Here is an 11,806-nt window from a genome sequence, read left to right as displayed (position 1 = left end):
GCTTTTTTCTTCCCGTCCAAATTACTATTTTAGCAAAAACATTAGAAATGGATGTTAAAATAGATGCTTCCTGGAAAGAAGTACTCCATGCTGAATTTGAAAAAACATATTTTCAAAATCTTGCTGATTTTGTAAAACAGGAATACAGGAACAAAACAGTTTATCCACCTGGAAATCTCATATTCAACGCATTTAATCTTTGCCCTTTCCATAAGGTTAAAGTTGTGATTATCGGACAGGACCCTTACCACGGTCCGGGACAGGCACATGGACTGTGTTTTTCAGTCCAGCCGGGAATTCCATTCCCTCCTTCCCTGAAAAATATCTTCAAAGAGATTCATAATGACTTAGGTTTTCCGGTTCCTGAAAACGGGGACCTCACGAAATGGGCAGAACAGGGAGTTCTGTTACTCAATGCAACACTGACGGTTCAGGCCCATAATGCAGGATCACATCAAAAAAAAGGATGGGAAACATTTACAGACGAAGCCATTCGTCTATTGGCTGAAAAACGGAAAAATATCGTGTTTCTTCTTTGGGGCTCCTATGCACAGAAAAAATCGGAGATGATTAATCCTGAAAAACATCTCATCCTGCAATCCGTTCATCCTTCTCCTCTTTCAGCATCCAGGGGATTTTTTGGAAATCATCATTTCAGTAAAACCAATGCATTTTTAACATCGAAAGGAATAGAAATAATAGACTGGAAACTATAAGATTTGAAAAACAAACCCTGTGTGGCATTAAAGTTCAGGCGTTTTTTAGTATTAAAAGAACTTAAATGCCATCATGATAAGCGCATATAACATGGTTGCAAGAATTACGCCCCGACCGGCATTCCATTTTTCCTTCTGCATAAAATAATAGAAGATGATCAGGTTTACAATTGAACTTACCGCTACCAGAGCAGGAAATATCCTCATTTTAACCATTTCCTTAAAAAACGGGAGATATGCATCGGACGAAACATTTACGAAGAAATAAACAGCCATTATAACAGGTGGCAATACAATTCCGGGCAGAAAGCCCCACCAGAATTTACTATAATCCGGTTCAGCCATTTAACCTTTTATTTAAGCGATCCATAACATCGTATGCTGTAAGATCTATCGTGCAGGGAACTACTGACACATAACCGCTTTTAAGCGCCCATTCGTCCGTTTCATCCGAGTCCGGTTCATGATCTTTAAAATAGCCTGTCAGCCAGTAGTATGAACCTCCGTGTGGATCAACTCTTTTCTCAAACTCTTCAGACCAGACACCGCTTGCCTGACGGCAAATTTTCATACCCTTTACATCTTCATCATCCGGAACATTTACATTCAGACAAATGCCATTGGGTAACCCATTCTTTAAAACGTCACTGACGACTATCCGGGCATACTTTTCTGCCTGTGCGAAATCCGCATCCGGATCAAAAGACTTCAGTGATATTCCGACGGATGGAATGCCATTAAAACATCCTTCTATTGCTGCCCCCATAGTGCCTGAATAATGCACACTGATTGAGGTATTTGAACCATGATTAATACCTGATACCACAACATCAGGTCTGCGCGGCAACAACTGATTTATAGCAATTTTTACACTGTCAACTGGAGTGCCACTGCAGCGATAAATTTTAATACCGTTTTCTTCCCAAACCCTGGCAACACGTATCGGTTCCTTAACTGTTATAGCACCTGACATACCCGACCGGGAACTGTTTGGAGCTACTACATAAATTTCACCCAGTGGCTTCAGAGCTTCTATGAGACTATTTATCCCCTTAGAACGAAATCCATCATCGTTTGTTATGAGTATTAACGGTTTAGACATGAACTAAATTTTTACAAAATTAATCAATTGAAGATGAGAAAAAAACTTGCAGGAATGATGTTCCTAAAAATTATTACTTTTGTTTCTATATCACAAACTTGAAGTTTAAATCTACCATATTATTCCTGTTCATAAGCATTTCCGGTTTTGCACAGTACATTCCTGTATCTCCGGATCAGCACTTATACTCTTTTCTGAACGAACTGGAATCAGAACATATAATTGATAACTTCAATCAAAGTTCATTCGGCTGGTCGGAAAAATATGTTTATGATCTGTTTCGACAGGCAGAATATAATTCGAGAAGCCTCAACCAAAGACAAAAACAGGAACTTGGCTTTTATATGCGTTTTTTCAGGTTATTTAATGAAACCAACAGATGGTATGAACACGATGTTGACATTGCACGATACGGGACCTTTTCCATGGGCATTAATCCTCCGGGACTATTTATCCGTGACGGGAATTCAGGTATTTCTATTATCCCACTGGCCGGAACACAGATAGTATTAAACAGCGCTGATAAAAGCCTTAAATATCATTATGGTATTAAAGCATCAGGAAACTTTGGTCCCGCCGGATATTACTTTTCATACCTCAGAACATCAAACAACACTTTCACATATGAGCCTTACGTACAGGAACATATCCCGGCTCACGGCTTCAGCTATCCTTCTGAAAATGAGTTCAAAGCCGGACTATCGTTTTCAAATCAGTTTGTTACCGCCGCCTTCAGCTTTGATAATCCGGAGTTAATGCCGGTATCAAAACAAATCAGCGCTCTGGATATATATACACCTTCCTTTCCTAATGCCTTAATTATGGCTCAACCACTATCGTGGCTGAGATATCAGTTCAGAACCGGGTACATAAATGTAAGTTATGACAACAGTAACATATCAAATTACATCAATGGCACAAACCTCATCACATCCTTTGCAACGAATCAACTCATATTTAACCCATACAAATCGATTGAAATAACTCTGGGACAGTCAGCATTTGTAAGAGATAACTCGTTTAAATCAACCTTTCTGCTTCCGGTTAATTTCTATATTTCTGATAATCCTTTACATAATTCATTCCTGTACTATCGCATCAATATTGCATCTGTTCAGCACCTGAATATTTCATTCAGTCAGATCATAGATGCCTTTAGTATGGAACGCATGCAATCGGATTATGACAGAAATGTTCAGGCTCTTTATTTTGACTTTTCACTCTTTAACTGGCCGGTTCCTGACCTTAATATTCATGGATTTTATAATATACAGTCACCTTTATTTCTGGATCATAAAGCTTCTCCGGTTTATAATTTATGGTTGAGCACTAACCGTTTCCCAACAGATAACCGAAGGTATTACGGATTGGAGCTGACTATGAATCCAACATTTAACCTGATGATCAGGGCCGGATATCAAAGGGAAGCCTTCGGTGAAAGCTACAGCTATTTGCGTACATATCCCTATGATTTTACAACCCTTGATCCTGTGAAACGAAAATCGGACATTTTCAGTTTTGAATTTACCATCAAGCCTGCATATAATACATCAATTTTTGCCGGTATTCATTTTATAAATCATAAAGGAGAAGATCCGGCGTTCAGAGTAGTGGATTATAATGAAAATGTGGATTTCTTTTTTAGAACCGGATTCATCATTGGACTGTAACAATAATTACTATTTTTGATTTCATAATTAGAGGCAAATGAAATTCCGAATCACCATAATACTGTTCCTTATCTTTCAGGTTGGTAAAGCTCAATACCTTCCTGTTAGTCTTCATGAAAAAGACATTTATGCTTTTCTGGATGAAATGGCAAATGCAAAACTGATTGTGGTTAACGGTGCTGTAAAACCATGGTCCCGGAAAACAGTTGCAAAACTACTTCTACAGGTTGAAGCACAAAAACAGAACCTAAGTCCAAGACAAACCAAAGAATTGAACTGGTATTTGAGAGAATATCAAAATGACATCTCATCAAATACCAGACAAAAAGGCGATATTGATTTATACAGACCTCAGAAAAACACATCTTTTTCACTTCATCCTATTGGTTTTTATTATGGCGATTCTGTTTCTCAACTTGCTGTAAAGCCTGTTTGGGGTATAAACTATTTTTTCAACGATAACGGTTCCATCTACCACCGCTGGGGAGGTGCTGAAGCATATGGTTCCAGGGGCAGCTGGGGATTCTATGCCAGCCTGCGGGATAACCATGAATCACAGGCCATATCTAAACCCGTCTATCTTACCAGAAGAACAGGAGGAAACTACAAAGCTCTGGATTACAGCGAGATGCTGGGAGGCATTACCTATCAAAAAGACTGGCTTACGATAGGATTGGTAAAAGATTTCTATACTGTAGGAACCAATTACGCCGGATCGAACATTATTTCTGACAGAGCACCATCATTTGCTCATATCAAACTCCGTTTAACACCCTGGGACTGGTTTGAGTTTAACTACATGCATGGCTGGCTTATCTCAAATGTTATTGACAGCGCCCATTCATATATCCTGAATGATGGTATCAGACGTGATGTAATGCACAAAAAATACATAGCAACAAACATGTTTACTTTCAGACCGTGGAAAACATTAAACCTGTCTCTCGGTAATTCTGTCGTGTACAGCGATTACCAGGTTAATCCGGGTTATTTAATTCCGTTTTTGTTTTATAAATCGGTCGATCATTCCAACAACTCAACAGATGGAGTGGGTAAAAATGTAGGACAGAACTCCTCCATGTTTTTTGATATTGGTTACAGGGGTATTGAACATGTGCATCTCTATCATGTGCAGTTTATTGATGAACTTAAGATCGCCCGCTGGACATCGCAGGAAGAACATAATTTTTATAGCACTAAAACCGGAGTCATGGTCAGCAACTGGCCATTTGAAGATCTGTTTTTCACGGTTGAATATACAAAAACTGTTCCGGTAACTTACCAACATGATATTGCTACTACAACCTATGAAAGCAATGGTTATAATTTTGGCTCATACATGCGGGATAATGCGGATGTTTTATTTCTGGAATTGCGGTTACATCCGGCCAGAAACCTTAATATAACAGCTAATTATACCGTTGAACGCAAGGGTCCAGAATACGGCTATAATCGTTCTTCACCCGACCTCACGAGACACCCCTACATGGAAGACGTAAAATATAAACGCTCGTTATTAAATATGGGCATAAATTACGAACCAACATATGGCCTGCATCTTTTTATAAATGCGACCTTCAGTAACACTGAGGGAGAAATGGCAAATGTTTATGTTCCCGATTTTTTCAGAGGCAGTTTATTTACCCTTTCTACCGGATTTAATATTGGATTTTAGGTAAAATACAATTCATTGATCTGATCCATAATTGAGAAAATCTCAACCATCGATTCAGAACGCAGCATCTTAATCCGTAAAGTTCTGAAATTGTCAAGTCCTTTAAACAATGGAGATGTAGCAAGATGTCTTCTGGTATGGAGAATGCCGCGAACCTCACCTGACTGTTCACAATTTTGTCTGAGCATGCTTTTCAGTATGCCGATTTTATCAGAGTCTGTAAACCAGACTTTTGCTTCGCCCGATTTCAGATATTCTGTCATCTCTTTGAATATCCAGGGTGCGCCAATAGATGCCCTGCCAACCATGACAGCATCAACCTTATAATTTTCAAATGCATCGATCACGTTTCCGGGTGTACAGATATCGCCATTACCGATAACCGGAAAGGTTATCTCAGGCATCTGTTTCACCTCTTTAATCAGACTCCAGTCAGCAGTTCCTTTATACATCTGTTCTCTTGTACGTCCATGAATTGTCAGGCCTTTTATGCCTGTATCTGCCAGCTGCAGTGCAATATCTTTAATCTGTCTGGAATTATCATCCCAACCTAACCTTGTTTTTACAGTCACCGGAGTTTTTACAGCACCGACGACCCTTCTGGTAATTTCGAGCATTAAAGGGATATTTTTAAGCAGTCCCGCTCCGGCACCTTTGACAGCTATTTTTCGTGCTGGACATCCGAAGTTAATATCAATTATTTCAGGTGAAGCCTCTTCTGCTATACGGGCTGCTTCGGCCATTGCAACAGGATCTTTACCATATATCTGAATAGCAACAGGACGTTCTTCAGGATCAATCTGAATCTTATTCATTGTACGGTTTACCTTACGGATCAATGCGTCAGCTGATACAAACTCTGTAAAAACGAGATCTGCACCGAAACTGCGGCACATTTTTCTAAAAACACCATCCGTCACGTCCTCCATGGGAGCCAGAATAACAGCTCTGTCTCTTATTTCAACTTCACCAATTTTCATATCTTGTTACAAGCCATCACTAATTCTGCAAATATCACATATATCTGTAAAAAAAATGTATATTTATAGTTACAATTTACCTGTGTGAAGAAACATAAAGATATACCGGATCAAATTCTGACCCATTTGAAACAACAGACGGGACTTGATTTTAATACGTATAAACCAAATACACTCATTCGCCGGATAAACAAACGATTTTCTATCTCCGGAACGGCAAACCTGGAGGAATATTTTGAGGTCCTAAAACAGTCTCCTCAGGAAACAGAAGCATTAAAGAATGATATTCTGATCGGGGTAACATCATTTTATAGAGATACGGACATCTTTGATTTCCTGTACAACCGTGTGATACCTAAATTAACTGAAGCAGAGCATAAACTACGGATTTGGGTTGCAGGATGCAGTACCGGTGAGGAAGCTTATACGTTTGCCATGATTCTGGAGAATTATATTCAGCGCAATAATCTAAACACTGATTTCAAGATTTTTGCAACAGATGTATCTGCCATTTCAATCAGCTATGCCGGCAAGGGTTGTTATTCTGAAATAGCAATGGATAACGTGAGTGAGCAGGACCGAAAAAACTTCTTTGAACTGACTGCTGAAGGGTACTGTATAAAAAAATTCCTGCGTGAAAAAATAGTGTTTGCCCAACATAACCTTCTGGCCGATCCACCGTTTATAAAAATGGATCTGATTTCATGCAGAAACCTTCTGATTTATCTTCAGGGTACAACGCAGGAAAAGGTTCTGGAGAATTTTATTTTCTCGTTGAAACCCAACAGTTATTTACTGCTTGGCAACAGTGAAAATCTGGGCTCATTAAAGCCCTATTTCAAAGTCATCGATTCCAAATGGAAACTTTTTCAGCTGATTAAAAAGAAAAAACGAGTAAATACCTATAAAAATATAAATGTAAAAGCACCGCTTACATTCAATAAAAACACTCAATCTAACTTAAATCAAATCATTAAATCGACCTCTATGAATGAATTTTCTGTTCATAAGATTCTTGAAAATCTTTTACCGCCATTGATATTACTGGATCATTCCGATAATATCAAATTTATAAAAGGAGACCTTTCAAAATACCTTAAAGTCGATCAGGGGGTTTTTCAACCCAACCTGATTAAGATGATTGAAAAAGAAACGGCAATTATACTTAAAAAAGCGATAAGCCAGGTCAAAACATCAGGCGAACCTGTCACCATTAAAAAGCTTAAGATGAACAGCTCGCAAGGTGCCAGAGAAGTAAAGTTGAAAATATTTCTAATAGAAAATGAAGAGCAGAGCAACAGTGTAGCAATCCTCTTTATGAATGAAAATCCGCTAAAAAAGGATTCAAAGGTACTCGAACTGCCAAAACTGGATAAAATATCAGAACAACGGATTAAAGACCTGGAAAAAGAGCAGGCTGAGTTAGAAAATGATAATCTTAAGCTACAGCAGGAACTTGATTACATTAAAGAAAAGATGCAGACTTCCAATGAAGAGTTACTGGCATCGAATGAAGAACTTCAGGCTACAAATGAGGAATTGCAATCTGTAAATGAAGAATTAAATTCGCTTAATACCGAATATTCAGAAAAAAACACCATGCTCATCAAGCTGAATGATGACATGAATAATCTTCTGGACAGTACAGAAATAGCTACTATTTTTCTGGACAGAGATCTGAAAATTAAAAATTTTACCCCGGTAACCCAGCAGCTGTTCAATATTCAGCAGAATGATATTGGAAGACCTTTTAACAGCTTTTCATCAAGGTTTAACAATAACGAAATTGATGAAATCATTAAACATGCCTACCTGGTACTGAAAAATTCCGAAACCATTGAGAAGGAAGTATCAGATTTAACCGGCTATACTTACATAAGACGAATAGGGCCATATAAAACAAACAATAATCTCATTGAAGGTGTTGTTATCACCTTTATCGACATCACCGGTGTTAAAGAATCGCAGCGCAAAATACGTGAGAGTGAGGCGAAATATAAAAAGCTAATCAGTACAATGCCAAGTAGTTTTGCTTTGTACAAGGTCATTACAGACTCTGATGGCAACCCGGCTGACGCTATTATTATTGAAGTCAATCATGAATATGAAAATATATCAGGCATTAAGGCGGATAAACTTATTGGAAAACCCATCACCAGGATATGGCCGGACCGATATGCCTCATGGCTGGATTTATTTGCCAAAATTTTAAAGGATCAGAAACCACTGAAGACCATTGTCTTCTCCGAAAAAAAGGACAGGTACTTTGAAGTTACAGGCTACATTGCACATGAAGGATATATTGTAATGATCACAAACGATGTTACAGAAAAGTACTTAAGTGATCAGGCTTTAAAGGAAAGTGAAGAAAAATACAGAAACCTTGTAGATAATTCTCTGGTTGGGGTTTACCTTATTTCGCAGGATGGAAATATACTCTATGCCAATGAAGCACTTATTGGTATGCTGGAGTTCAAGAATCAGGAGGAGCTGGCCCAATCTGATGTTTTTAGTTTATCCTCCGATCCTGATGAAAGCAGGAAAGTACTTCATGAATTAATCAATAAAGGCTCCATCAGTAACTATGAGACGAAACTCAAGAGCCGGACAAACCGCGAAATAACCGTACTTTTATCTGCCAAATTATCCGGCAATCTAATCCGGGGTATGGTCATTGATATTACTGAAAGAATAAAGTATCAGCACGATTTAAATATTTTCAGGGAGCGATTCAGTCTCGCAACCAAGGCATCAAACATAGGAATCTGGGACTGGAATCTGGCAGATGAAAGTGTGTATTATTCTCCTATATGGAAATCTCAGCTGGGCTATAGTCCTGACGAACTACCAGATAAATTTGAGACGTGGAATAACCTGTTACATCCTGAAGACAGGGAAAGAGCAAATCAACGCCTTCTGGATTACATAAAAAATCCTATCGAATATTTCGAAATCGAATTCAGGTTAAAACATAAAAACGGGGATTATATCTGGATTTTTAACAAAGCGGCATCAATCCTTGATGAAAAAGGCAAGGTCATCAGAATGTTTGGTGCGCACACTGATATTACAGACCGGAAAGCAGCCGAAGAAGAATTAAAGATTACATCACAGAGATTGCAGCTTGCTACCCGCTCTGCATTTATCGGAATATGGGAACTTGATTTTAAGACTAATTCACTGATGTGGGATGATCAGATGTTTAAAATCTATGGTCTTGAAAGAAAAAAATTCAGCAATTATTTCGAAGGATGGAAAAAATCGTTACACCCCAATGACAGGGATAAAGCCATGCAGGAATTTGACCTTGCCGTTCAGGGAATAAAAGACTACAAAACGGAATTCCATATCATCCATCCTGACAATTCGGTTCGTTGTATACATGCACAAGCAGTAATTACTAAAAACACGGATGGCTCACCGGCAAAAATGATCGGTGTAAACTGGGATATTACAGATGAGGAAGAAATCAAGTCTGAACTTATAAAAGCGAAAGAAAAAGCTGAAATTGCCAATGTGCACAAAAACAATTTCCTTGCTAACATGAGTCATGAGATCAGAACACCGATGAATGGCATCATTGGATTTGCCGAACTTCTGAAAGAAGACCATACCACGGCAAAGCAAAAAGATTTATACCTTGAAATTATTAATAATAACTCACAATCGCTCTTATCACTGATTGACGACATCATTGATATTTCAAAAATTGAAGCCAATGAAATAAAAATTTTTAAAGAACCGGTAGAAATCAGTGAACTTATCCATCAGCTTAAAACGGAATACGATCAGTTAAAGGCAACAAGGAACAAGAAGCATATTGAGATTGTTACCGACACTGATCCGGAACTGGATAACCGGTTTATCAGAACCGATAAACTGCGGTTAAGACAAATATTGGTTAACTTAATCAACAATGCACTTAAATTCACCGAGGAAGGAAAAATTACGATTGGCTACAAAACCAAAAATAAAAAAATTGAATTCTTTGTTTACGATGAAGGAGTAGGAATTCCGGAAGCCAAGGCCACTGAGATTTTTGAACGTTTTTATCGTCTGGATACCAAAACACACCGTAAATACAGGGGAACAGGCCTTGGCTTAGCCATATCGAAAGGGTTAACAGACCTTCTTGGCGGCACAATATGGGTTGATACTTCATATACAAACGGAGCCTCCATTCATTTCACCATCCCATACAAAGAAAGTGTTGTAAAAAATGAAAAACCTGAAATTTCTGCTACAGACGATTCATCAGGAAACCTGAATGGTGTTAATATTCTTCTTGTAGAAGATGAAGAAAATATTGTAACCTTTTTTAAAGAAGCTTTAAAAGATACAGGTGTTGAAGTCATGTGGGTCGATAGTGGTGAAAAAGCCGTTAAAGAGTATAAGAAACATGCAAAGTATATCAATGCTGTTTTAATGGACATAAACCTTCCGGGGATGGACGGTACTGAAGCTACCGAAAAAATACTTAAAATTGATCCTTCAGCAACGGTGATAGCCCAGACCGCTTATGCCATGCCTGAAGAAATAGAAAAATGCTTGAAGGCGGGATGTGTTGACTACCTTACAAAACCAATTAAACCACAAATGCTTATAGGAAAACTCAAAAAGTACTGCTGAAAGGTTTTATAAAGAGTCTTATCAGAAATGTTCACAAAGTGATGCTACCATTACGGCTTTTATGGTATGCATTCTGTTTTCAGCTTCATCAAAAACCAGTGACGCGTCCGATTCAAAAACGTCTTCTGTAACCTCAAGGGCAGTGAGGCCGAATTTTTGAAATACCTCCTCTCCTGTCTTTGTCTCCCTGTTGTGAAATGCCGGCAGGCAATGCAGAAACTTCACATCAGGGTTTCCGGTTTTCTCCAGCATCTGCCTGTTGACCTGGTATGGCTTCAGCTGTTCAATTCTTTCCGACCATACTTCCGCAGATTCACCCATACTCACCCAGACATCAGTATAGATATAATCACACCCCTTAACTCCCTCTTCAACATCTTCTGACAAGGTAATTACGGCACCGGATTCTTCAGCTATTTTCTTACAAATTGCTACCAGCTTTTCATCAGGCCAGTATGCTTTTGGTGCTACAGCTCTGAAATCCATTCCCAGTTTTGCTGCCCCTACCATCAATGAATTTCCCATATTATACCGCGCATCGCCACAATAAGCAAAACGGATTTCATTCAGTGGCTTATCAGAATGCTCACTGATTGTGAGAAAGTCAGCCAGAATCTGGGTTGGATGATATTCATTGGTCAAGCCATTCCAGACCGGAACACCGGCATACGCTGCCAGTTCCTCAACAACTGTCTGGCCGAAACCACGATATTCTATCCCATCGTACATACGCCCCAGTACACGTGCAGTATCTTTAATCGACTCCTTGTGACCTATCTGACTCCCTGATGGTCCCAAATATGTTGTATGAGCTCCCATATCTTTTGCTGCCACTTCGAAAGCACAACGTGTCCGGGTAGATGATTTTTCAAAAATCAGTGCAATCTGCTTATTTTCAAGCCGCGGTACTAACACACCCTTTTTCTTCTCTGCTTTCAGTTTTGCAGAAAGATTAAGGAGCATATGAATCTCTTCGCTGCTGAGATCCAGCAATTTAAGAAAATGACGATTAAATAATGGGTTCACCATAACAA

Annotated in this window: 8 protein-coding genes; 4 read left to right on the top strand and 4 right to left on the bottom strand. The window is 38.8% G+C overall.

Features of this window, described 5'->3' with window-relative positions; all coding sequences use genetic code 11:
- Nucleotides 1-47: 47 nt before the first annotated feature.
- Nucleotides 48-716 (top strand): uracil-DNA glycosylase, encoded by a 669-nt coding sequence (ung, locus tag ACE1EF_RS12215; RefSeq protein ID WP_375720951.1) that lies wholly within the window; start codon nucleotides 48-50, stop codon nucleotides 714-716.
- A gap of 51 nt (nucleotides 717-767) precedes the next feature.
- On the opposite strand, the gene ACE1EF_RS12210 is transcribed toward ung, so the two are convergent.
- The gene (locus ACE1EF_RS12210; protein WP_375720950.1) at nucleotides 768-1,061 is read right to left on the bottom strand and encodes a hypothetical protein; all 294 of its coding nucleotides are present in this window, start codon (nucleotides 1,059-1,061) and stop codon (nucleotides 768-770) included.
- A complete protein-coding gene (surE, locus tag ACE1EF_RS12205; protein ID WP_375720949.1) occupies nucleotides 1,054-1,818 on the bottom strand; it encodes a 5'/3'-nucleotidase SurE in 765 nt (254 codons plus the stop codon). Before surE ends, ACE1EF_RS12210 begins: the two co-directional genes overlap by 8 nt.
- Before the next feature lie 98 nt (nucleotides 1,819-1,916).
- Here surE and ACE1EF_RS12200 point away from each other — a divergent pair, with 98 nt between their 5' ends.
- Nucleotides 1,917-3,488, top strand: coding sequence for a hypothetical protein (locus tag ACE1EF_RS12200; RefSeq protein WP_375720948.1), 1,572 nt, complete (start codon nucleotides 1,917-1,919; stop codon nucleotides 3,486-3,488).
- A 37-nt stretch (nucleotides 3,489-3,525) separates the two neighbouring features.
- Nucleotides 3,526-5,163, top strand: coding sequence for a hypothetical protein (locus tag ACE1EF_RS12195; RefSeq protein WP_375720947.1), 1,638 nt, complete (start codon nucleotides 3,526-3,528; stop codon nucleotides 5,161-5,163).
- On the opposite strand, the gene dusB is transcribed toward ACE1EF_RS12195, so the two are convergent.
- Nucleotides 5,160-6,143, bottom strand: coding sequence for a tRNA dihydrouridine synthase DusB (gene dusB, locus ACE1EF_RS12190; protein ID WP_375720946.1), 984 nt, complete (start codon nucleotides 6,141-6,143; stop codon nucleotides 5,160-5,162). The two genes, ACE1EF_RS12195 and dusB, sit on opposite strands and share 4 nt — an antisense overlap.
- An 84-nt stretch (nucleotides 6,144-6,227) precedes the next feature.
- On the opposite strand from dusB, the gene ACE1EF_RS12185 reads away from it, so the two are divergent.
- The gene (locus ACE1EF_RS12185) at nucleotides 6,228-10,772 is read left to right on the top strand and encodes a CheR family methyltransferase (protein WP_375720945.1); all 4,545 of its coding nucleotides are present in this window, start codon (nucleotides 6,228-6,230) and stop codon (nucleotides 10,770-10,772) included.
- A 21-nt stretch (nucleotides 10,773-10,793) separates the two neighbouring features.
- Here the strand turns inward: ACE1EF_RS12185 and argF are convergent, their stop codons facing one another.
- The gene (gene argF / locus ACE1EF_RS12180; protein ID WP_375720944.1) at nucleotides 10,794-11,801 is read right to left on the bottom strand and encodes an ornithine carbamoyltransferase; all 1,008 of its coding nucleotides are present in this window, start codon (nucleotides 11,799-11,801) and stop codon (nucleotides 10,794-10,796) included.
- Nucleotides 11,802-11,806 lie beyond the last annotated feature (5 nt).

It is taken from the genome of Quyinboa sediminis, assembly GCF_042219855.1.
In the GTDB taxonomy this organism is placed as follows: Bacteria; Bacteroidota; Bacteroidia; order Bacteroidales; family UBA5342; genus JBHJHP01.
Note: the sequence above shows the minus strand (reverse complement) of the source record. Positions and strands in the feature narration are given on the sequence as shown.

What these genes read in the sequence shown, in the direction of transcription:
- ACE1EF_RS12210 (WP_375720950.1), bottom strand. Translation starts at nt 1,061, where the DNA reads ATGGCTGAACCGGATTATAGTAAATTCTGGTGGGGCTTTCTGCCCGGA.
- ACE1EF_RS12195 (WP_375720947.1), top strand. Translation starts at nt 3,526, where the DNA reads ATGAAATTCCGAATCACCATAATACTGTTCCTTATCTTTCAGGTTGGT.
- surE (WP_375720949.1), bottom strand. Translation starts at nt 1,818, where the DNA reads ATGTCTAAACCGTTAATACTCATAACAAACGATGATGGATTTCGTTCT.
- ung (WP_375720951.1), top strand. Translation starts at nt 48, where the DNA reads ATGGATGTTAAAATAGATGCTTCCTGGAAAGAAGTACTCCATGCTGAA.
- argF (WP_375720944.1), bottom strand. Translation starts at nt 11,801, where the DNA reads ATGGTGAACCCATTATTTAATCGTCATTTTCTTAAATTGCTGGATCTC.
- dusB (WP_375720946.1), bottom strand. Translation starts at nt 6,143, where the DNA reads ATGAAAATTGGTGAAGTTGAAATAAGAGACAGAGCTGTTATTCTGGCT.